Origin of the sequence: Bacteroides caccae, assembly GCF_002222615.2 — a bacterium.
GTDB lineage: Bacteria > Bacteroidota > Bacteroidia > Bacteroidales > Bacteroidaceae > Bacteroides > Bacteroides caccae.
The window spans coordinates 3,541,793-3,563,679 of record NZ_CP022412.2; the positions used below are offsets into that span (position 1 = coordinate 3,541,793).

Genomic DNA, 21,887 nt, shown 5'->3' on the forward strand with positions numbered 1-21,887 from the left:
TTAAATAATCAACAACAATGAACTTTATATCAGATATTTTATATTGGATTTCAACAGGATTACTTGTTCCTGTCATCGTATTATTAATCATTCTCTTCTGCCGGGCACTGTTACTTGCAGGCAGTTTCTACGGACAGTATATGTCCATTCGCAAAACAGAAGCTTTGCTCCGCAATGAACTGGGGAAACTAACTTCTGAAACAGTAGGAGAACTAAATTCCAAGTTACCGGAAAAGTCGCGTTCACTCGTTATTATGTATATGCGTCAGGTACTGGATGCCCGTGACACTCCCGCACAAGTACAACGTTTATTGGCTAACTTTGAGATTGCAGCCGACAAAGACCTTGCAATCTCAAAAACGTTGACCAAACTAGGCCCTATCTTAGGATTAATGGGTACTTTGATTCCAATGGGCCCTGCCCTGGCCGGACTGGCAAGCGGAGATATTGCTTCCATGGCTTATAATATGCAGATTGCCTTTGCCACGACCGTGGTCGGATTGGTAGCAGGTGCCGTCGGGTTTCTCACACAGCAGGTTAAGCAACGTTGGTATCTGCAAGATATGACCAATCTCGAATTTATCGCTGAACTTCTGAACGAAAACCGTACTACTAAAACTACTGAGAAATGAAACATAACCTATTACGAAAAGAAGAAGACTCCGACCCCATCAGCGTAGTATCCAACTTGTTTGACGTTGCTATGGTATTTGCAGTAGCTTTAATGGTTGCCCTTGTCAGCCGCTACAACATGACTGAGGTATTCTCGCAAGAAGACTTCACCATGGTGAAAAATCCGGGTAAGGAAAATATGGAAATCATCACCAAAGAAGGAGAAAAAATCAATCGGTATACTCCTTCGGAAGACCAGGATAAAAAAGAAGGGAAACGTGGCAAGAAAGTCGGTATCGCCTATGAATTGGATAACGGGGAAATAATTTACGTACCCGAATAATTGTTACTCTAACACTACTACACGGATAATGCCTACAAATATTATCCGTGTAACTCTCTAAAGAACTCACACGACATGGCACTCTTATCAAAAGCCAACAAGAAAGAAAGGCCTTAAAAATTGACCTACATCAAATCTTTTAAAAAGAATGCACTCCCCTTGATTCATCATTTACTTTTTTAATTACCTTTGCAACAATCTTTGCTCCCTTAAACAAAAGTCTATGTACTATGTTATAACTGATAACAATTACAAGAATTCAGATACAAATAAAAAGGGAAAAAGATATGTTTACAGAAATAACAGAGGATACAATATCTGCAACAGATAGCTGTCAAATGGAAACAACAGGAACAACACTAAAGGTCTCTCCTGCCACACAGCCAACCAATCAGGTTACGTCAGAAACTTACACTGTCATTCCTCCACGACGTACCTTCAATGAACAAAAGCCATTCGTTTTTTCTATTATCGGTTTTGCCGTATTCTATATTATAGCTCTTATTGTCGGGCGTGTCATCAAAATGCGATTGCCTCATCATTCTTAATGAAAAGTAACAAAAAACAAGCCACCGAAATGAATCACTCATTCCGATGGCCTATCCCCTTTAAACACCTTTAAACAAAATGAAAATATGCCTCATTACTAACTAAACTAACTAACCCTTTGAGGCATATTTTGAAGAGGCTGTCTCACCAGCCTCTTTTTTATTATAGACAGCTTTCGCTCTCTAATCTTATTTACGAGCTTCAGCAATATAGCCGAGAGCTTCTTCGCATTTAGCTGTTACATAAGCCCAGTCTTCTGCTGCCACTTTATCTTTCGGGAACAATTTAGACCCCATGCCTACACAGAATACACCAGCCTTAATCCATGCTGTCAGGTTTTCTTTTGTAGGTTCTACCCCACCTGTCACCATTAACTTAGACCATGGCATCGGAGCCATTAAACCTTTCACGAAGTTTGTTCCGTAAACATCACCCGGGAATACTTTGCAAAAGTCGCAACCTACTTCCTGAGCGAAACCAACTTCTGATACAGAACCACAACCCGGAGTATAAGCCACAGAACGACGGTTACATACCTTAGCAATTTCAGGATTGAACAATGGACCTACTACGAAGTTAGCACCCAGTTGCAAATACATAGCGGCAGTAGCCGGATCAACGATAGAACCGATACCGATTGCCATTTCAGGACATTCTTTTGCTGCGAATTTTACGATTTCAGCAAATACTTCCTGTGCAAAGTCACCACGATTGGTAAACTCAAAAGCACGAACACCACCGTCATAACAAGCCTTTACCACTTTTTTTGCAATTTCTGCATCTTTGTGATAGAATACAGGAACCATTCCTGTAGAACCGATTTTATTCAATACGGCTATTTTATCGAATTTTGCCATTTTAATCTCCTATTTTAAATGAATTGTTTTTAAACTTTCAACTTATCTCTTTATCTCTGTACACGACCGCTTGCATCACCACCAGCCAATGCTTCCACTTCCTCTACGGAAACAAGGTTAAAATCACCATTAATAGTGTGTTTCAAGGCAGACGCAGCCACTGCAAATTCAAGAGCTTCGCCCTGATTAGGTTTAGTCATCAAACCGTGGATGATACCACCGGAGAATGAGTCACCACCACCTACACGGTCGATAATCGGATCAATATCATAACGTTTTGAAGTATAGAATTCTTCGCCGTTGTAAATCATAGCTTTCCAACCGTTGTGAGTTGCGGAGAAAGATTCGCGCAATGTAGAAACAACATATTTGAATCCGAATTCTTTCATCATCTGTTGAAAGATACCTTTGTAGCCTTCAGCATCTGTGTGACCGGCCTCAACGTCTGCATCCGGTTTGAAGCCCAGGCAAAGTTCTGCATCTTCTTCGTTACCGATACATACATCGACAAACTGCATCAACGGTTTCATAATAGACTGTGCTTTTTCCTTTGTCCACAGTTTCTTACGGAAATTCAAGTCAACAGAAACAGTTACACCATGACGTTTTGCAGCTTCACAAGCCAAACGAGTCAGTTCGGCAGCCTTGTCAGAGATAGCCGGAGTGATGCCAGACCAATGGAACCAGTCAGCGCCTTCCATGATAGCGTCAAAGTCGAAGTCAACAGCGTCGGCTTCAGCAATAGCAGAATGAGCGCGGTCATAGATAACCTTGCTAGGACGCATAGAAGCACCTGTTTCAAGATAGTAGATACCTACACGATCGCCGCCACGAGCAATAAAGTCTGTCTTCACACCATACTTACGCAATGCGTTAACAGCAGACTGTCCAATTTCGTGTTTCGGCAATTTAGTTACGAAATAGGCGTCATGTCCGTAGTTGGCACAGCTTACAGCAACGTTCGCTTCTCCACCACCATATACTACATCAAAAGAATCAGATTGAACAAAACGAGTATTACCCGGAGTTGATAATCTAAGCATGATTTCGCCTAATGTAACGACTTTCTTTCCCATAATCTTATGTTTTAAATTCTAAGTTATTAATATTATGAACTTTCAATTTATCATTTTTAGCTAATTTTCGAGCTTAACACACTGATATAATGACTATTAATCCATAAATAGGATAGTATACAACACCTTTCGTGTGCGGGCACAAAGATACAACAATTTTCGTAATTACAAAAATTGTTATATATTTGTATCGAAAATATTAAGATTATTATTGTGTGCGAGCACAAAAACCTATATAAATAAGGTAATCGTATGAATAAATTGCCCGAAAGAATCAGAATTAAAGATATCGCGCGTCTGGCAGATGTATCAGTAGGAACGGTAGACCGTGTGATCCACAGTCGTAGCGGAGTATCGGAAGCAAGTAAGAAACGAGTGGAAGAAATTCTAAAACAGCTTGACTACCAGCCTAATATGTATGCCAGTGCGCTGGCTTCCAATAAGAAATATACGTTCATATGCCTTTTGCCGGAACATTTGGAAGGTGAATACTGGACTGCCGTAGAACTGGGTATCCACGAGGCTATTGCTACCTATTCAGATTTTAATACCTCGGTGAAAATCAACTATTACGACCCATACGACTATCATTCCTTTGTTGATGCCAGCGAAACGATTATGACTCTTCAACCGGACGGAGTTATGGTGGCCCCCACCGCTCCGCAATATACGAAAGGATTCACCGACCGGCTGCACACACTAGACATACCTTATATATATATAGACTCGAATATCAAGGATGTTCCTCCCCTCGCCTTCTTCGGCCAGAACTCACGTCAGAGCGGATATTTTGCTGCACGGATGTTGATGCTGCTCGCCAGAGATGAAAAAGAAATCGTCATTTTCCGTAAAATACATGAAGGAATTGTCGGTTCTAACCAGCAAGAGAACAGAGAAATCGGATTCAGGCAGTACATGGAAGAATATCATCCGTCTTGTACTATACTGGAGCTCGACTTGCATGCCGAACGCAACGACGAAGACAATGAGATGCTGGATGAACTCTTCCGCACCCACCCGACAGTGAAGAACGGAATTACTTTTAACTCCAAAGTCTACATCGTGGGCGAATATCTGCAAAGTCACGGAAAGAAAGACTTCAACCTGATAGGTTATGACCTTCTCGAACGGAATGTCACCTGCCTGAAAGAAGGAAGTGTTTCCTTCCTCATTGCCCAGCAACCGGAATTGCAAGGTTTCAATGGTATTAAAGCTCTTTGCGACCACCTTATTTTCAAGAAAGAAGTGACCTGCATCAACTATATGCCAATTGACTTGTTGACAGTAGAAACCATTGATTATTACCATAGCAAATAACAACAAAAAAACAAATCCAACTAACAAGTATATGGAAACAAAGTATTTAAGAATTAATCCTGCCGACAACGTTGCCGTTGCCATTGTTAACCTCCCGGCAGGAGAATATCTCTCCGTAGATGGAATAGAGATTACATTAAATGAAGACATCCCCGCAGGACACAAATTCGCATTAAAGAATTTCTCCGAAGGCGAAAACGTCATTAAATACGGCTATCCTATCGGACACGCCCTAATGGCAAAGAAACAAGGCGACTGGATGAACGAAACGAATATCAAAACGAACCTCGCCGGATTACTGGAATATACCTATAATCCGATTCAGGTCTCTTTGGATATCCCTCATAAAGACTTAACCTTCAAAGGCTACCGCCGCAAGAATGGCGATGTCGGCGTAAGAAATGAAATATGGATCATTCCGACTGTCGGTTGCGTAAATGGTATTATCGGACAATTAGCAGAAGGACTGCGCCGTGAAACAGCAGGAAAAGGCGTGGATGCAATCGTTGCTTTCCCACATAACTACGGCTGCTCACAGCTTGGCGACGACCATGAAAATACGAAAAAGATTCTTCGTGACATGGTGCTTCATCCCAATGCAGGTGCGGTGTTGGTAGTAGGTCTGGGTTGCGAGAATAACCAGCCGGATGTATTCCGTGAATTTCTAGGTGAGTACGACAAAGACCGTGTAAAATTCATGGTAACTCAAAAAGTAGGTGATGAATATGAAGAAGGAATGGAAATTCTGCGTGAATTGTATGCCAAAGTATCCAAAGATGAACGGACCGATGTTCCTTTGTCTGAACTCCGTGTGGGTCTGAAATGTGGTGGTTCCGACGGTTTCTCCGGCATTACAGCCAATCCGCTATTGGGTATGTTCTCCGACTTCCTGATTGCACAAGGCGGTACGAGTGTCCTGACCGAAGTGCCGGAAATGTTTGGTGCAGAGACTATCTTAATGAATCGTTGTTCAGACGAAGGCTTGTTCGAACAGACAGTACATTTGATTAATGATTTCAAAGAATACTTCCTGTCACACGGAGAGCCTGTTGGTGAAAATCCGTCTCCGGGAAACAAAGCCGGCGGTATCTCTACATTGGAAGAAAAAGCCTTAGGATGTACACAGAAATGTGGTAAGAGTTATGTGTCCGGTGTAATGCCTTACGGCGAACGCCTGCAAAAGAAAGGACTTAACCTGCTTTCTGCTCCGGGCAATGACCTGGTAGCCGCTACTACCCTTGCCGCTTGCGGATGTCACATGGTACTTTTCACTACCGGACGTGGCACGCCTTTCGGTACCTTTGTCCCGACAATGAAGATTTCCACCAATTCAAATCTAGCGAAGAACAAACCGGGTTGGATTGACTTCAATGCAGGAGTAATCGTTGAGAACGAACCAATGGAAAAGACTTGCGAACGTTTTATCGACTACGTTATCAAAGTGGCGAGCGGTGAATTCGTTAACAATGAAAAGAAAGGTTATCGCGAAATAGCTATCTTCAAGACAGGCGTTACTTTATAAAAAGATCACCGATATAGATAAAAAAGAGTTGCTATCCCCATTCAATAATGTATTGAACCGGATAGCAACTCTTTCTTTGTTCTACGGTCACTCATTGAACATCCCAATCGTTCCATCAGCTGCAATCATTTCGGCTGTTATCTTCAACTTCCGACAACGGCCATTATTATAGAAGCTCACGCGGGCATTACCCGCTTTGTCCGGCAAGACTTCGGGATTCCAATACAATGTCCGTCGGTAATCTTCTTCTTTCGGCAATATGGAATAGTCAAGGTGATAAAATTCAGCCGGTTTGTTATAACCTTCCAACCAAGTCTTTCTGACTCCTTTCCCACCCTTCACGGAAATCTCTCCTTCCGGATAGGTTTCAATAAAAACAACACAACTGTACATTTCGTCTACTTCCAATGGAGACATTCGTGAATCTGCATAACGACACTTTGCCGACAATTCCTCATTGATATAAATCGACTTGATAGCTTCCAAGCGGAGTGTCTGATATCTGGTCTGATCTATTTCAGTAGCTTGTGTCTGTTCATAATTGATAACGTACAAAGGAGAACGCCCCTTATACTGTAGCCATTCGCCGTTACGATCAACCCTACGTATAAAATTCCGGTTCATACGAATCAACAATTCATGAATATCATCGCCTACATAATCCCCCTTGTCCTGAATATCATCTATTTCCGAAGGCACATCGTAATAAGCAACCGACTTAGAACGATTTTCGAAAATGTCTTTCTCGCGACTCCATTTCTTCGCTTTTACAACAACCTCACCCAACCGGTGATTCTTCTCCTGTATGCCCCGTCGCGCCAACGAATCTTCATAGGCATCCATAAAACGATTGTAATCTACATCATTCATAACAACGGTGTCATTTTGAAGTCCCTGTTCAAATTCCGAAGTGTCCCTTCCAGAAACGCTAACTTGCATTTCACCTGCCAAATACCTTACGGGTTGAGGGCTAAAAACTCTATCAAGTATAATCCGGCAATCTTTCTTCTTCCCTTTCTCCATCACCGAAAGAATCAGATTCCATTTGCCTTCGATATTGGTAATGAAGGCAAAGCGCCCCAAACTATCCGTTTCGAGAAGACCGAATGAAGTCATTCCGGATGAAATTTCCTCTTCTCCCCGTTTCGCTAAGAAAGAAGACACTTGCATATTCGGTTTTGGTTTACCCCTAACGAATGAGACGACTTGTCCATGCACTTCTATTCCCTGTTCAGGCATATATTTTAATTCAAATGGCTCTACACCCGCTGCGTACTTCCATTTATAACGTCTCCATCCCTGAACCATCAACAAGCAATCCAAAGCCAACCTATGCTCCATGTCATTCACCTCGAAATAGTAAAGCGGTCGGTGAACATACCCTTTAATCTCCGACATCAGCAATAAATCCACTAACATAGAATGACGACTTTCCACTTCCTCCCACCCGTCACGTATAGAAACTGACATAGGAGCACTCACAGGATTACCTGTCGTATCACGAACTGAAAAATCTAACGTGACACGTTCAAACGGCTGATAACTTTCTTTGCTTTTGCGTACGTCAACTGCCAGTAGTTCCGGTTTTCGCGTAAAGACAAGACGGTCGGCAATGATCTGTCCCGCAGTATCGAATAATACAAGTTGTACTACTCCCGGTGTCCATTCCGATTTGTCGAGTTTGAAGGAGACAGGAGTGTTCTTCCCCACATTTAACAGACAAGAATTTAATAGTTTTCCATGAGCAATCACAGCCAAGCCTAATAAGTTTGATGGTGTATATGTATTTTTCTGTACACTGACAGCTATACTATCTTCCGAGGTAAGATTATCAACGTGCAATACATACCCTTGCGAACAGACCTCCGGCAAGTCAAAACGATACTTCTTTCCACCAAGCTCCACTTCGGCTTTGTCAGCGTCTTCACCAGTAGGTATATAAGTAAATACGCCCCGCCCTTCATGTATAGTGGCAAAATGACCGATTTCTTCTTTTCTCCGATTGATAATCCTACCAAAGAGCGTTATGGGATTTCCGTAAGCATCAGTTGCTTCAAAAGCAACCTGTGAAGGAACACCTTTTACCAAATTTCCTCCTTCTGGAAAGAACTTTAAATTAACCTTTTTTGCCTTCATTGCTTTCTTTCTGGTCTGCGGATACTTGTAAACCGCATACTTTTGTATATTTTTCTCTTTATATTCACCCGGATTAGCAGGTTTATCAAAAACAGGAAGAACGCGTGAGAAAATAATCTCCTCCCCAAAATTCAACATATATTTCGTGTAGGCACGGACTTCATAAAAACCGGAATAGAAAGGAAGTTGCGTCAATTCGAAACTGCTGTGACAACGACCGTTCCGTATAGGTAATACTCGTTTTGAAATTATCTCACCACCAGGATTCAACAATTCTACATAGAGTGTTTTACTTAGCTCCGTCGGATGGTTCAGTCCGGGTGTGACGACATAGCATTGAAACCAAATAGGATCTCCCTGATAATAACTGGTATTATCAAAGTGTAAATAGACTTTTTCTTGCGGCAGTACATCCCCAAAATTCTGTATAGCATCGATATATCCGGCTATTTTTTGGACGAGGCTATCAGACGACATCTGGGCTTTCGATGAATATGGCAGTACTGACAATATAAATAGTAAAAGAACGAATATACCACCACGTTCCCAATATCGATCAATCGTATATTCTTGCTCATCAGTCAAGAACAATAGTTCGAGAAAGCCTTTCTTTGTCTCCATATTTTAGATTTTGCCATAAAGATATAAAAAATCACTAACAATCATTGCATTACCATTCATCAAAATCCGCGAAGGACAAATTAAACCATATCGTCGCCTGTTCTTTTAAATGTGACACGGAGTGTCTTATGGAACGGAATAAAACGGGAAACAACAGCAATGATGATTGATATAACCAGCAGATAGCCCAGTATTTCTTTCAGTGCGAGCAATAGACTTTGCTGTTGCAAGGTGGTATATAAAGAATTAGTTGCCAGTTGTGCCGCCTCGGCATTTCCGTGCCCCTGCGCCAGTGCGTTGTTCAAAGATTGGCTATACCGTGACGCTGCCAGTGGGTCGGCAGTCGTTATAGTCTCCGACAAAGAATACATATATTTTTGTTCCAGCCGGTACAGTACATTGCTATAAAACGAAGTAGCCATAATGGGCGTCAATACGGAACGGAAAATAATCAGAAAGAAAGCATTCGACAATAAGAATTTCGGATTCAAATCTTCTACGGCAAACAAGGCGAAAGCTATAATCAAAGTCAACATTCCCAAGCCACGAAAGAATAAGGGCAGGTATAACATTTCATAAGTGCTATTCGGAGAGATGCCGAAATACAGGATACCGAAGAAAATCACAAAGCAACTCATTCCCCCCGCTATCAGAAAGCGGAAACGCCAACGCTGCCAGCGAAACCACCAGAAGCAGATAAACGCACCGACTATATATCCGGGAAGCAGATAGATATAAAGAGAATAGGTATGCGTAGTGTCCACTTTCAGAATAATAGTCAGATAGTTAGTCAATAAAGTGGTTGATGTACTGAAAAACATGACAAGCATCATATAAAGATAGCCGACAATCGCTTTAGCCTGAAATAAGGGTGCAAGACTTACATAAGGTTTCTCCGAATGGCTCTGATACCAGATAAACAAGGCAATCAACATAGGAGCTATGATGATATATGCGCATACCTTGCCGGACGCCATCCAATCGAGCACTTTTCCATAATTGATAACATACATCAACATCAGCAGTCCGGTCGAGATAACAAACATTTCACGAATATGCAAGTCGGACAAGGCAACGGCTTTAACAGGGCGGTTATGACGGAAACAGATGATAACAAATAGAATAGCTATCAAAATCAGCATCATCATAAAATAATACATATATTTCCAGTTATAATAATATGCCAACAGAGCGGTTACCAACATCGAAGCCTGTCCCCCACCGTACACTAACGGATAAAAATAAGAATAAAACTCGCTACGCACATTCTTCCGGCTGAAAATCTTTTGGGCGTAACGGATAAACCACAGCATAAGAAATCCTTTTAAGAAGCCGACGGCAAAACTGCAAACAATCAAAATATCGGCATTCTGCGTACGGGCGCAAACCCAACTCAGGAAGAATTGCAGTATCAAGTCAATCAGCAACAGCGATTTCACGGAAAAGGCAGCAAGGACTTTAGGAATAATGGGATACGCGATAGCCATGCCTGCCGAAGCGGCATAATATCCCATTGTTATATCTTCCGAATTCGTACCGAGTGTATTCGAAACTTCGAGCATACTACCCGTATAAGAACCATTGAGCATAGTGACAGGAAGAATCACGACGAAGATACTGATAAGTCCAAGCCAATCGGGCACCCATTGGCGGACAGGTGCTTCCAACTCCTTCATCGTTATCATTTGCGCAGAGCTTCTGTTTCTACCATCATACCGGCTCTCAACTGTGCCATTTCTTCCGAAGAGACATCTTCCAGTTCAATCCGTACCGGTATCCGCTGTTGTACCTTTACAAAATTTCCGGCGGAGTTATCCGTAGGAACTAATGAATATTTGGAACCCGTCGCTTCGGAGATAGCGGTAACTTCTCCGTGGAAAATCTTTCCGGGCACTGCATCCACTTTTATACGCACTTGTTGGCCGATATAGATATTGGCAATCTGCGTTTCTTTATAATTGGCGGTTATCCATTTGTCCTTGTTGCGTACCAGATAAGAAATGGTTTGTCCGGTCTGTACATACTGACCGGGTTCCAAAGTCCGCCTGCCCATGTATCCGTCATAGGGAGCCGTAAGAACCGTATAAGACAAATTCAATTTAGCCAGATCGAGGTCTGCTTCCTTACGCAAAATGGTGGCTTCCGCACTCGTTGTTTTCTTACTTGTTTCCGTATATTGTGAGAGTACCGACTGTTTCTGAGCAACCAGTGCCTGATTACGCGCCTTTGCCGCTTCATAGGCAGCTTTAATTTGCTCAAACTGTTGCTCCGGGACGGATTCTTCTTTCAACAAACGTTCAAAGCGATGATAATCCTGCTCTAGTTGCCAGAGTTTCGTTTTTGCTTCGGCAATGTTGGCATCCTGCACGGCGATATTTGTATGGGCAGTCTCAATGCCCGAATGAAGCACTTCTTGTGAGCCATGTGCATCCAACAAAGCAGCTTCCGCTTCCTTCACCTTGATTTGATATTCACGGTTGTCAAGCACCAGTAAAGTATCCCCTTGACGCACATATTGATGTTCTTTAAAACATACCTCTTTTATATAACCCGAAGCCCGTACATTCAAGGGCGCTACATATTGGTCTACAAAAGCGTCATTCGTCACTTCATAATTTACATAACGCCAAAAGTAAGTGGCAGTCCACCAAAGGCCGGAACCTGCCAGACAGATACATACCAAATTTAAAATAATATTGCGGGTTCTGAGCTTTTTCAGCTTCTTCTGTTTTTCTTTCAATTGATTTGCCATATCTGTTTTGTATATTAAAGACGACCACAAGCCTTCTGAAGTTGATAATAAGTATAAATCACACGGGTGCGTGCAGTAACCAACTGCAACTCGACATTCAGGCGGACGGAATTTGCGTCGAGCAAATCAGTCAGGATAGCCAGTTGATTCAGATAGCGGTTCTGCATGATACGGTAATTTTCTTCCGCCTGCCGGACGGACAGTTTCAAAGCCTCTACCCTCTGCATGGCTTCTCGATGCCGTAAGAATGCGGAACGTACTTCCATGCGGATTCCCTGCATTTTCTGCTCTTCCTCGTTCTTCCGCAAAGACATCCTCATTTTGCTCTCTTTTATTTTATGATTGTTCTTATACAATGAGGATAAAGGATAAGAAACCGATACGCCCACATTCCAGTTGTTATTGTACATATCCGCCAAGGTACGCGAGACAGGGCGTGCCAATGTATTCGATGCATATAACGATATACCGGGTAATGAGAAAGACTTGGTTGAACGGATTTCATTCCTTGCCAGTTCCGTTTGTGCACGAAGCAATTTCATCACCGGGTTGTTCGCATAAGCCTGAACGATATAATCATCATAAGATTGCAAGGCAACTGCTCGATAAAGCAGGGCAGTATCTGGCCGCAATAATACATTCTCGTCCTGCCCCAACAGAATATCGAGTTGCTGCGATACAAGCACAATACTGTTTTCCGTTTCCTGCAAAGACAGGCGGTCGTTAGTCAACTGCATCTCACTTCGCAATACATCATTATTAGTAATCAGCCCTTCCTTTTTCATCCGCCGTATATCATACAACCGAAGTTCCGATTCTTCAATGTTTCGCATCAGTATCTCATGCTGCTTAAAGAGGCTGAAGAGATTCATATACTGATTCAGCAGTTTCAGTTTAATCTCCGCCCGGTCGGTCAAAGTCTGCAATTCGGCGACTTGCTTTTCAATATCCGCCTTATGGATAGCACTTCGGATTTTACCGCCCTGATAGAGAGGTTGTGCCAAATCAATCGCATAATTTTGTGACCAGTCCGGCGCGTCCGGGTAGAGAGGTGCGGACAGTCCCCGTTCCCAAACGACGGGTTGACCGACGAATCCGCCTTTCAGTCCAATCTGTAGTTCCGGTAGTCGCGCAGTTCTTGCAGTCCGTGTCCGTTCCTGTGCCATAGATTCTTTCATTGCATCCGCCTGAAGTTGCAGGCTATATTGTACGCCCCGTTCAAAGAGCTGGTCGACAGTAAGAAATAAAGAGTCTGTTTGTGCGTGCATCAATTGGGGAAAAGAAAACAGGCTGAATAAAATGACCGGATATAGTTTATATTTTTTCAAGAACATCATAAACACTGTTTAATTCAGACAACATGGTTTCAATACTTTCAATACCGATAATGTGTTCTGCATATACATAAACCTAGTCTAAAACCGGACGAATCTGCTCTTTAAACTCTTCACCCGCCGGAGTCAGAAACACCAGTTTATTACGACGGTCGTTCGGGTCTTCTTTCCGGCAGACAACAGAGGGATTGATAATACGGGCGTACATGCCATTGCGGATTTATCGGAACTGAAGAACAATAAGAAATTGCCTTACGAAGTAAAAATCAAACTGAAAGGCTCGCAATCCATTAACTTCATCCCATTGGGTAAAACAACCCGCGTCGACTTGAAAGCCAATTGGAACACACCGAGCTTTACAGGAAGCTATTTACCCAATAACCGGGATATTACCGAGAAAGAATTTTCGGCACAATGGCAAGTCTTGAACTTGAACCGGAATTACTCACAAGTAATGATTGACTATACCAATTTTAATATTAAAAATATAGATAATTCCAGTTTCGGCGTCAATTTCAAGATTCCGGTAGAGCAGTATCAGCAATCCATGCGTTCCGCAAAGTATGCTATCCTGATTATCCTGTTGACATTCGGCGTTATCTTCTTCACTGAAATTATGAATAAAACCCGTATTCATGCTTTACAGTATTTGTTAGTGGGATTGGCACTCTGTCTATTTTACAGTTTGCTCCTCTCCTTCTCCGAACACATCGGCTTCAACCCTGCCTATCTGTTATCTGCTACACTGACTATTATACTGGTAGGCGGATATATGTTTGGCATCACCAAGAGAAAGAAACCTTCATTAATCATGTCTGGGTTATTGGGAGTACTCTATCTTTATATATTTGTCCTTATCCAGTTAGAGACTTTTGCTCTGTTGACAGGCAGCTTGGGATTATTTATTATCCTGGCAATGGTGATGTATTTCTCAAAGAAAATAGATTGGTTCAATGAATAATCAGCTTTTCTTCTGAAACACTTGACAAACGACTTTTTATTTGGTATTTTTGAGGAAAGAAAAGTGATAAACAACATGAATAGTATTAAAGAGATAATAGATACATATTGATATTTAAACTGATATTCTTTAGTATCAGAGCAGATCTATAAAATCTTACCCAAGTTTACTAACATCAACGTATTCTTGGGTAAGTTTGTATATGCAAGTAACTGCTCATCAGAAGTATATAGCTACTTCCTAAACATAAGACATTTTCAAAATTAAGAACTTTTTATTATACGACCAATAGAATGGAATTTACTTTCGTATCACGGAAAAAGACATTGCTATGATATTGGCTCTTACAACATTGATTACAGACGCTTTGTGTTTTCCCTCCGCAAGCAGCGAACTTAGCCATTTGGGAGAATGTTTCCAATGACTTTATGCTTAATACTTTTTGCTTGACCAAGTTGTCACGTATAATAATCCATCCTCAAAATCTCACCAAGTCTTTGTCAGGCAATTTGTATAACTCAAGTTTACAATACGCATAGTTTGCTATTTTTTGACGTCAATGCGATCATTTTTACCTCATTACAAGCCTATTGGCTGCTTTATAGTTAACGGAACTAAAGCTAGGGAAAGCCCTATGGAGACACTTAAAACAGATAACTCTGTAACATAACTTACCATGTTTTCAGCACAGACAAGAGTTCGGATAAAGAGAGCCGATAACCAGCTCTCAAATCCAATAAAGATTGAACTCCTTCCGGAGTGTTATCGAAAGACCGATGAGACAACTCTTACTATTTGCATAGACCATAGAAGATGATTTTACCAAAAAGAGACCATCTATCTTTTTGTTGTTAGACAGCCTCACTATCCCACTCAAACAGTGACACCTTCCTCAGAAAATAGTGTCACTATTCTTATTTGTCTTTTTTATTATCTTCATGCAGTATTTCAATATCTCAAGTATTTACTTATTGTACGTACACCTTAATTTTGAAAATTAACAATCTAATTTTTAACAGTATGAAAACTTTAATTGAAATGAAAAAAGTATATTGTTTTAATCGTTTCGTTTTATTCGTAATGGTACTAAGCTTGGCTACCACCTTTACTTCGTGTAGTAATGATGACGATGAGGATATTCCTGTATATTCTCTTAAAGACGTAGAAGGAAACTACTTGGGTAAAATGACAACCGAATCAGCCCCTGTCATCCCCACAGAAAATGCTGGTGAAAGTGAAGAACCAGTAGGAATTGAAGTAAACGCAGAAGTAAAAGACAACGAAATTGCTATCAATAAATTTCCTGTTGACGACCTGATTAAAAGTATCATCGAAGATCCGGACCAAGCTGAAATTATTATTAAAGCTATCGGAGATATCAATTACAAAATTCCCTACACAGCTACTTTCAACGAAAACAAAGATAACATCTTACTTCAACTTCAACCCGAACCTCTAGAAATTAAATTTGATCCTTCGACTCAACTAACAGCAAATGAAAAAGAACTAACCGAAATTACTGTGATAGTAACTGTTCAGGCAGACGAAAAAGGAGATTTTGCCTATAATGGAAAAACATTAAAATTTGCTATAAAAGCGACAAAGGTAGAAGTGGGTAATACAACTTTAGATAAGTTCCCCATTACTACATTCAACTTCGATATGAGCAAAAAATAGGTAAATACTTATTTGCTATAAAACGATCAAAGAGCATGTCATACGTATATATGACACGCTCTTTTTTATATATCACAAAACATGATTAGGAATACAGTATTAACAAAACATAATTTTACAACACCAACCACCACCTTTACAATACCATATTACCAAATTCAGTCATTTACTATAATAAAACGGTCCTTTTATTATTACTTATCATTATTTTTACACCGAAGTAACAATAGATACCTTCTGACAACAAAAGACGTTTTACATAATTATTCACTTTATATATGAGAAAACGCAAACAGGTGCTAATTAGGAGCTCTCTCAATAGCACCATACAAACAATACGCTCACCTCCCACATCGTGCCGCATTCATAATATGCGACATTCAACAAATAAGAAAAACTGATTTATTAATTATTGTTACTTGGAGGAAATTCACCATTCCTTGAAAAATGATTCAAAATGTTAGGATTTAGACTCTACATATAGACCTCGTTTTCCAGATATTGACCTTCAAAAAGTAAATAATCTCAAACATTATTCTACTCGAGTTTATCAATGTACAACTATGAGATCATAGTTACAGTGAGCTTCCTCTTTTTTCTCAAACAAAAGGAGTGGGTCAATTCCCACTAAGTGGCGTTTCTAAAAAACGAATTGATATGAAATACTTAATAACAACGTCACTCCTCACTTCTATCATTATAGTAATAGCTATCCCCAATTTATTAAACTCCATTCTTCTATTAACAGCAGGAGGAGTCTCATTATACTGGTCCTTATCCTATTTTATCACCATGCAAAAAGAAACAAATCTTTTGAAGGAAGAGAATCTGTATTTTATAGATTCTTTTCAAAGCATACGTATTCCTATTACTCAGATTCATATCTCTTTGCAAATGATATGCAACAAGCATTACCCTGAAGAAATCAGACAGGAACTATTACGCAGTATAGATTGTCTCAATGAGCATCTATACAGATTAATGAACCTAAAACAATTGTTTATTCATCCCCAAAGCATAGATATTGCAGAGTATGAACTAGGATATTTTCTTAAAGACAGAGTCAATTCACTAAAAGATCATGCCGCAAATAAGCAGGTAAAATTAAAAGTTAAAACTGAATTTCATTATGCCAGTGCATGGATCGACCAAAGTAAAATATCTCCAGTCATCGACAAATTTATTAAGAACGCTATCGACTATACCGAACCGAAAAAAACAATTATACTCTCAATCTCTCTAAGTACAGAACACTGGAAAATCAGCATAAACAACTTCGAAAATAGAAAACTGATACAATGCTATAAATGCAAAAGACATCCGTTGCTCAAACGGAAGGAAGAACTTGAATATGATTTTGCAAAAAGTATATTTTGCAAAAAACTGACAGAATTATGCAACGGGAAGATTCTTATCAATCATTTAAACCACAATGTTTCATTGAATTTCCCACTAAAGCATTCATACAAAAATGTACCCGAACGCCCTAGAATACATATCAATGAAAATCAAGAAGAGAAAAAAATAGATAATTTATTCCACAAGATTCCTCCCCAAAGAGGCTCAACCAAGCCTACTATTATCATTGCTGACAGTAATGAAAATTTCAGGTTTTATCTGGAAGCGCATTTATCAAAAGACTACATTATAAAGAGTTTCGAAAATGGTTCAGAAGTACTGGAAAGTATAAAGGAGGAACATCCGGATTTAATCATTAGCGATACCGTACTGCACGGGATGAGTGGAAATGAACTATCGTCAAGATTGAAAACATCCGGAGATACTTCCATTATTCCTATTATCCTTTACGGCTCCCACATTGATATAGACCGACGTTACAAAAGAGAGACATCTCTGGCTGATACATTTCTGTATATTCCTTTCCATATAGAAGATTTAAAAATAGAAATAACTGTTCTTATTAGAAATAGTCGTTTCCTTAGAAAAGCATTTTTACAACAAATATTCGGTGAACAATTTATAAGGATACAGACAACAAAAAACTTAGATAACGCTAATTGCACATTTATTAACAAAGTGAAAGAATTCATTTTAGAGAATATAGACAGAGAGGACCTGACTATTGACGACATAGCTTCACAATTATGTATGAGTAGAACCGCTTTCTACAATAAATGGAAATTACTGACAGGAGAAGCTCCCAAATTCTTTATCTACCGTATCCGCATGGAAAAAGCCCGCGAACTGTTAGAAAGCGGAAAATGTCCTGTAAATGTAGTGCCGGAGATGATCGGACTTAGAAACTTAAAAAACTTTCGTAACAGATATAAAGAGTATTTCAAAATAACACCCTGTAAATCTATAAAAAAGGAATAGAGTGACTACATTATTGACAAAAGAAATAAGAAAGAGAGTGGACATATAATCAAAACACACTCTTTTTTCTTATTTTTGTAAAAAACAAACTATATGAAAACAACTACAGCTGAAAACATTCGAAAAGAACTAAAAGCACTAGCAGATCCGAAATATCGAAAATTCCACTCTTACCTACTCCCTGGAACCGACAATATTCTTGGTGTGCGTATACCTCAACTGCGGACAATGGCAAAAGAAATAATCAAGAAAGATGATTGGCGTCCATTTGTCGAAACAGCCAATACCAATTATTATGAAGAAACAATGCTTCAGGGAATGATTATTGGCTTAGCCAAAATGAATCTTGACGAACAGATTAACTATATAAGCCTGTTTATTCCTCGAATCAACAATTGGGCAGTATGCGATATTTTTAGCAGTGAACTTAAAACAGCCGTACGAAAAGGAAAAGAAACCGTATGGCAATTTATCCAGCCTTATCTGAAATCACAAAAGGAATTTGAAATACGTTTCGGCATTGTAATGTTATTCCATTATATAAACGAAGAGCATATTGATTCATTATTAGCATATGCCGATCTATTTAAGCATGAAGCCTATTACGCACGCATGGCTATGGCATGGATGATCTCTATCTGCTTTATTAAATTTCCGCAAAAGACAATGAAATACCTGCAACAAAGCAAACTGGACGATTGGACTTACAACAAGGCAATACAGAAAACAATCGAATCTCTCCGCATAAATAAGGAAACAAAAGACACCCTCCGTACAATGAAAAGACGATAACGCTTCTATTACAAGCAACTTATGATAAAAAAGGAACTAATCTATTAGTTCCTTTTTATTTTTTTCGTCTGCGTCTGCGTCTCTGTTGTTTCTGGCGGTTGTATCGCTGCCACCTCTTATAAATCATCCAACCACTCATCAAAGCAACAACAATAAAGATAAGAATAGTAATGCCCACCCCTAAATTATCCCCCTTGATACGTGACCAAATATCAAGAACTTCTTTCGTCTTATCTCCGAAGTCACGAATCATAGCACACCGTTCCACTACTTTACGATCCGGATATTGAATCTTGTCTATCTGAATACTGTCCGCACCCGGTCCGAAAAAATAACTCAAATCAGCATAATAATCAAGGGTAGTATCTACCTTTTCTTCCAGAATTTCAGGAGTAGCTATCGAACTTACATATCCACAAAAATCCATGTTGCGCAAAGCAATATCCGGACGACACATAAAGTTTATAAAATAACTGGCAGCCTGCGGATTCTTTGCATATTTCGGAATCACCCAACCGTCATACCAGATATTACTACCTTCATCGGGAACTTCATAGTCTAAGTCTACTCCTACCGCATTCGCTTCCTCAATTGCCCATATTGCATCGCCGCTCCAAGTCATATTCAGCCAAGCTTTATTCTTCGTCATCATCTCTTTTCCGAAATCAGCTTCCCAACCTGCAATATTAGGTTTCAGGGCTTTCAGATATTTTTCCGCAAGTTCCATGGCCTGCGGAGAATAGTCGTTCATCAATTCTTCAACCGTAACTGTCCCTTGCTCCAGTTCCTTGGCATGAGCATGGATGATAGCTGTTCCGTAAGCATCGCGATAACTATCCTTCATCAGTATTTTTCCGGCATGTTTCTTATTCCAAAGACATTCCCAAGACGACGCAACCGAATCAGAAACATAAGCCCGATTATAAAGGATTCCCGCAGTTCCCCACATATAGCATACCGCATAGTGGCTGGCTTCTTCACCCGGCTGACTCAATTTATTGATCTGTTCCCGAATAAACGGAGACACATTGTTCATATAATTGGGAGAATACGCAAAGTTCGTATCAATAGGCAGTAGTAGATGTTTCTTCAACATACGTTCGATAATATACTCCGAAGGACAGACCACATCAAAATCCTCATGGCCTTTTTCAATCTTCGTCAGCATAATCTCGTTTATGTCGAATGTCTGATAAACAATACGGATATTTTCACCGGTTTGCTCCTTATAATACGTCTGGAAATCTTCGAGAACACCATCCCCGATATAATCCGCCCAGTTGTAGATTTTAAGGACCCGCTCACGCGGTTCACCGGAATTGTAGCAACCGGTCAAAGTCAGTAAAAACAGGATAACAGGAATTATTCTTTTCATATTATTTACGTAGCACATTTTAGTATTCCATTAATCTTTCTTCTGCGTTTTACCGGCACGGTAATTGATAGCAATAAGCAAAGCCAGCACTACCACAAAAATAATAGCGGAAAGCGGGCGAAGCTCCGGCGTTAAACCACCTTTACGGGCATCAGCATATATATAAGTAGAAAGTGTTTCCAAGCCTTGGTTACCGATAGTAAATACAGTTACGGCAAAATCATCAATAGAGAGTGTCAATGCAAGCATGAAGCCACTAATCATTCCCGGACGAACCTCCGGAATAATTACTTTCCACAAGGCTTGCATGGGAGTAGCTCCCAAATCAAGGGCAGCTTCATAAATATTCGGATTCATCTGCTTCAAACGGGGCAAAACACTTAATACGACATACGGTGTACAGAATGTAATGTGTGCCAATACAACTGTCGTGTATCCCTGTGTGATTCCCAACGAAACAAACAAAAGGAAAAGAGAAATACCGGTTATAATATCACCATTCAGAATAGGTATGTTATTCACAAAACCAATCGCCTTTCGTGAGCGGGATTTCAAATTAAAGATACCGATAGCGGCAATACTTCCCAGCAATGTAGATGCAGTTGCAGCAAGCAAAGCAATAGTAATCGTATTAATCAGTGCATTCATCAAAGAGTGATGTGCACCTGTTGTGAAAAGCGAAGAATATAATTTAGTAGAAAAGCCTGTCCAGTTACCCAAAACTTTAGCTTCAGTAAATGAATAAATGACGATAATTACGATGGGAGAATAAAGCAACAACAGCAATATCCACAAATAAGTCTGTGCAAATATTTTCTTTACCATAGCCCACCTCCTTCGTTAGAGTTATCTTTATCATCTGTACTGAAAAGTGAAGTAGCGGCTATCAGCAACAACATTATCAACGAAAGTGCTGCTCCATAATTCCACATACTGTTATTTATATTCTCCTGAATGGTCGTACCAAAAAGTTTGATGTTGTTCATCGTCAGCAATTCGGCAATAGCGAACGTCGAAATAGTCGGCATAAAAACCATCATGATCCCACTCATCACGCCCGGCATGGAAAGCGGAAGCACTGCTTTCAGAAAAACTTGCAGGGGATTGGCTCCCAAATCCTGCGCCGCCTCAATATAGCTATGATCCATTTTTTGCAACGTATTATAAATAGGATAAATCATAAAAGGGATAAAGTTATACACCATACCGAATATCAATGCTCCTTCACCCAACGGTACACTAAAGAAGTCGAACAGAGCAACAGTAGCTAGAGTCCGCACAAGAATATTTACCCACATCGGCAGGATAAACAATACGACCATTGTTCTAGAACGGTTCAGTTTGCTGTTACTAAGTATCCAGGCAGCGGGATAACCCAGCAAAATACAAATAAGTGTAGTAATGATGGCAATACCTATGGAGTAGACGAAGGTATTGATTGCTTCGGGATGTTCGAAAAACTTCTGAAAATTGGCAAACGTCAGATGCCCGTTATCATCAGTAAAAGCATACACAACAATTAGGACCAACGGTATAATCACAAAGATCGCCGAAAAAATAATGTAAGGGAGGGTCCAACTCTTACGTGATGACAAAAAGACTAAAAACCTCTTATTCACTTCCTTT

18 protein-coding genes and 2 pseudogenes are annotated in these 21,887 nt (G+C 40.1%); 9 read left to right on the forward strand and 11 right to left on the reverse strand.

The genetic code is table 11. The annotated features are described in order from the left end of the window. Nucleotides 1-17: 17 nt before the first annotated feature. The 3 genes from CGC64_RS14530 to CGC64_RS14540 all read left to right on the forward strand — a co-directional run bounded on the left by CGC64_RS14530 (nucleotide 18) and on the right by CGC64_RS14540 (nucleotide 1,503). Nucleotides 18-632 (forward strand): MotA/TolQ/ExbB proton channel family protein, encoded by a 615-nt coding sequence (locus tag CGC64_RS14530; protein ID WP_005675625.1) that lies wholly within the window; start codon nucleotides 18-20, stop codon nucleotides 630-632. Further along, nucleotides 629-955 carry a DUF2149 domain-containing protein gene (locus CGC64_RS14535; protein ID WP_005675623.1) on the forward strand — a complete coding sequence of 109 codons (327 nt, stop codon included), beginning with the start codon at nucleotides 629-631 and terminating at the stop codon, nucleotides 953-955. Before CGC64_RS14530 ends, CGC64_RS14535 begins: the two co-directional genes overlap by 4 nt. 287 nt (nucleotides 956-1,242) lie before the next feature. After that, nucleotides 1,243-1,503: a hypothetical protein gene (locus CGC64_RS14540; protein ID WP_005681241.1), complete on the forward strand. Its 261-nt coding sequence runs from the start codon at nucleotides 1,243-1,245 to the stop codon at nucleotides 1,501-1,503. Nucleotides 1,504-1,692: 189 nt separating this feature from the next. Here CGC64_RS14540 and CGC64_RS14545 read toward each other — a convergent pair whose 3' ends face one another. Together CGC64_RS14545 and CGC64_RS14550 are read right to left on the reverse strand one after the other, a co-directional pair. Beyond that, nucleotides 1,693-2,361 (reverse strand): bifunctional 4-hydroxy-2-oxoglutarate aldolase/2-dehydro-3-deoxy-phosphogluconate aldolase, encoded by a 669-nt coding sequence (locus CGC64_RS14545; RefSeq protein WP_005675622.1) that lies wholly within the window; start codon nucleotides 2,359-2,361, stop codon nucleotides 1,693-1,695. Nucleotides 2,362-2,411: 50 nt separating this feature from the next. Continuing rightward, the gene (locus CGC64_RS14550; RefSeq protein WP_005675621.1) at nucleotides 2,412-3,437 is read right to left on the reverse strand and encodes a sugar kinase; all 1,026 of its coding nucleotides are present in this window, start codon (nucleotides 3,435-3,437) and stop codon (nucleotides 2,412-2,414) included. Nucleotides 3,438-3,689: 252 nt separating this feature from the next. Between CGC64_RS14550 and CGC64_RS14555 the strand changes: the two genes are divergently transcribed. Together CGC64_RS14555 and CGC64_RS14560 are read left to right on the forward strand one after the other, a co-directional pair. Then, the gene (locus CGC64_RS14555) at nucleotides 3,690-4,754 is read left to right on the forward strand and encodes a LacI family DNA-binding transcriptional regulator (protein WP_005675620.1); all 1,065 of its coding nucleotides are present in this window, start codon (nucleotides 3,690-3,692) and stop codon (nucleotides 4,752-4,754) included. Between the two features lie 31 nt (nucleotides 4,755-4,785). Beyond that, nucleotides 4,786-6,276 (forward strand): UxaA family hydrolase, encoded by a 1,491-nt coding sequence (locus CGC64_RS14560; RefSeq protein WP_005675619.1) that lies wholly within the window; start codon nucleotides 4,786-4,788, stop codon nucleotides 6,274-6,276. A gap of 87 nt (nucleotides 6,277-6,363) precedes the next feature. On the opposite strand, the gene CGC64_RS14565 is transcribed toward CGC64_RS14560, so the two are convergent. The 5 genes and pseudogenes from CGC64_RS14565 to CGC64_RS14585 form a co-directional block, all read right to left on the reverse strand. Continuing rightward, on the reverse strand, nucleotides 6,364-9,033 hold the full coding sequence (locus CGC64_RS14565) for a bifunctional DNA primase/polymerase (protein ID WP_005675618.1): 2,670 nt from the start codon (nucleotides 9,031-9,033) through the stop codon (nucleotides 6,364-6,366). An 80-nt stretch (nucleotides 9,034-9,113) separates the two neighbouring features. After that, nucleotides 9,114-10,718 carry an MFS transporter gene (locus CGC64_RS14570; RefSeq protein ID WP_005675617.1) on the reverse strand — a complete coding sequence of 535 codons (1,605 nt, stop codon included), beginning with the start codon at nucleotides 10,716-10,718 and terminating at the stop codon, nucleotides 9,114-9,116. Next, entirely contained in the window at nucleotides 10,715-11,785 is a 1,071-nt protein-coding gene (locus tag CGC64_RS14575; protein ID WP_005675616.1) for an HlyD family secretion protein, read from the reverse strand. Before CGC64_RS14575 ends, CGC64_RS14570 begins: the two co-directional genes overlap by 4 nt. A gap of 14 nt (nucleotides 11,786-11,799) precedes the next feature. After that, nucleotides 11,800-13,119: a TolC family protein gene (locus CGC64_RS14580; RefSeq protein ID WP_089421581.1), complete on the reverse strand. Its 1,320-nt coding sequence runs from the start codon at nucleotides 13,117-13,119 to the stop codon at nucleotides 11,800-11,802. After that, nucleotides 13,100-13,297, reverse strand: a pseudogene (locus tag CGC64_RS14585) (MarR family winged helix-turn-helix transcriptional regulator); the annotation flags it as partial. The gene CGC64_RS14580 and the pseudogene CGC64_RS14585, both read right to left, overlap by 20 nt. Here CGC64_RS14585 and creD point away from each other — a divergent pair. After that, nucleotides 13,289-14,080 (forward strand): annotated as a pseudogene (creD, locus tag CGC64_RS14590) (cell envelope integrity protein CreD); the annotation flags it as partial. The pseudogenes CGC64_RS14585 and creD overlap by 9 nt on opposite strands. Nucleotides 14,081-14,357: 277 nt before the next feature. Here the strand turns inward: creD and CGC64_RS19265 are convergent. After that, nucleotides 14,358-14,483 (reverse strand): hypothetical protein, encoded by a 126-nt coding sequence (locus CGC64_RS19265; protein ID WP_259887991.1) that lies wholly within the window; start codon nucleotides 14,481-14,483, stop codon nucleotides 14,358-14,360. A gap of 617 nt (nucleotides 14,484-15,100) precedes the next feature. On the opposite strand from CGC64_RS19265, the gene CGC64_RS14600 reads away from it, so the two are divergent. The 3 genes from CGC64_RS14600 to CGC64_RS14610 all read left to right on the forward strand — a co-directional run bounded on the left by CGC64_RS14600 (nucleotide 15,101) and on the right by CGC64_RS14610 (nucleotide 18,886). Beyond that, nucleotides 15,101-15,757: a DUF4840 domain-containing protein gene (locus CGC64_RS14600; RefSeq protein WP_005675612.1), complete on the forward strand. Its 657-nt coding sequence runs from the start codon at nucleotides 15,101-15,103 to the stop codon at nucleotides 15,755-15,757. A gap of 657 nt (nucleotides 15,758-16,414) precedes the next feature. Further along, the gene (locus CGC64_RS14605; RefSeq protein WP_032855015.1) at nucleotides 16,415-18,094 is read left to right on the forward strand and encodes a hybrid sensor histidine kinase/response regulator transcription factor; all 1,680 of its coding nucleotides are present in this window, start codon (nucleotides 16,415-16,417) and stop codon (nucleotides 18,092-18,094) included. Between the two features lie 93 nt (nucleotides 18,095-18,187). Further along, complete coding sequence (locus CGC64_RS14610) at nucleotides 18,188-18,886, forward strand: DNA alkylation repair protein (protein WP_005675609.1); 699 nt, start codon at nucleotides 18,188-18,190, stop codon at nucleotides 18,884-18,886. Between the two features lie 55 nt (nucleotides 18,887-18,941). On the opposite strand, the gene CGC64_RS14615 is transcribed toward CGC64_RS14610, so the two are convergent. From CGC64_RS14615 to CGC64_RS14625, 3 genes are read right to left on the reverse strand one after another with little or no spacing between them, the layout of a single operon-like run. Then, nucleotides 18,942-20,261, reverse strand: coding sequence for an ABC transporter substrate-binding protein (locus CGC64_RS14615; RefSeq protein ID WP_005675608.1), 1,320 nt, complete (start codon nucleotides 20,259-20,261; stop codon nucleotides 18,942-18,944). Nucleotides 20,262-20,291: 30 nt separating this feature from the next. Further along, on the reverse strand, nucleotides 20,292-21,086 hold the full coding sequence (locus CGC64_RS14620) for an ABC transporter permease (protein WP_005675607.1): 795 nt from the start codon (nucleotides 21,084-21,086) through the stop codon (nucleotides 20,292-20,294). Next, complete coding sequence (locus CGC64_RS14625) at nucleotides 21,080-21,880, reverse strand: ABC transporter permease (protein WP_005681258.1); 801 nt, start codon at nucleotides 21,878-21,880, stop codon at nucleotides 21,080-21,082. The genes CGC64_RS14620 and CGC64_RS14625 overlap by 7 nt, the downstream gene beginning before the upstream one ends. Nucleotides 21,881-21,887 lie beyond the last annotated feature (7 nt).

Bases quoted from the DNA above. Each gene is read 5' to 3' on its own strand.
- CGC64_RS14530 (WP_005675625.1), top strand. From the start codon at position 18: ATGAACTTTATATCAGATATTTTATATTGGATTTCAACAGGATTACTT.
- CGC64_RS14535 (WP_005675623.1), top strand. From the start codon at position 629: ATGAAACATAACCTATTACGAAAAGAAGAAGACTCCGACCCCATCAGC.
- CGC64_RS14540 (WP_005681241.1), top strand. From the start codon at position 1,243: ATGTTTACAGAAATAACAGAGGATACAATATCTGCAACAGATAGCTGT.
- CGC64_RS14545 (WP_005675622.1), bottom strand. From the start codon at position 2,361: ATGGCAAAATTCGATAAAATAGCCGTATTGAATAAAATCGGTTCTACA.
- CGC64_RS14550 (WP_005675621.1), bottom strand. From the start codon at position 3,437: ATGGGAAAGAAAGTCGTTACATTAGGCGAAATCATGCTTAGATTATCA.
- CGC64_RS14555 (WP_005675620.1), top strand. From the start codon at position 3,690: ATGAATAAATTGCCCGAAAGAATCAGAATTAAAGATATCGCGCGTCTG.
- CGC64_RS14560 (WP_005675619.1), top strand. From the start codon at position 4,786: ATGGAAACAAAGTATTTAAGAATTAATCCTGCCGACAACGTTGCCGTT.
- CGC64_RS14565 (WP_005675618.1), bottom strand. From the start codon at position 9,033: ATGGAGACAAAGAAAGGCTTTCTCGAACTATTGTTCTTGACTGATGAG.
- CGC64_RS14570 (WP_005675617.1), bottom strand. From the start codon at position 10,718: ATGATAACGATGAAGGAGTTGGAAGCACCTGTCCGCCAATGGGTGCCC.
- CGC64_RS14575 (WP_005675616.1), bottom strand. From the start codon at position 11,785: ATGGCAAATCAATTGAAAGAAAAACAGAAGAAGCTGAAAAAGCTCAGA.
- CGC64_RS14580 (WP_089421581.1), bottom strand. From the start codon at position 13,119: ATGTTCTTGAAAAAATATAAACTATATCCGGTCATTTTATTCAGCCTG.
- CGC64_RS19265 (WP_259887991.1), bottom strand. From the start codon at position 14,483: ATGGCTAAGTTCGCTGCTTGCGGAGGGAAAACACAAAGCGTCTGTAAT.
- CGC64_RS14600 (WP_005675612.1), top strand. From the start codon at position 15,101: ATGAAAACTTTAATTGAAATGAAAAAAGTATATTGTTTTAATCGTTTC.
- CGC64_RS14605 (WP_032855015.1), top strand. From the start codon at position 16,415: ATGAAATACTTAATAACAACGTCACTCCTCACTTCTATCATTATAGTA.
- CGC64_RS14610 (WP_005675609.1), top strand. From the start codon at position 18,188: ATGAAAACAACTACAGCTGAAAACATTCGAAAAGAACTAAAAGCACTA.
- CGC64_RS14615 (WP_005675608.1), bottom strand. From the start codon at position 20,261: ATGAAAAGAATAATTCCTGTTATCCTGTTTTTACTGACTTTGACCGGT.
- CGC64_RS14620 (WP_005675607.1), bottom strand. From the start codon at position 21,086: ATGGTAAAGAAAATATTTGCACAGACTTATTTGTGGATATTGCTGTTG.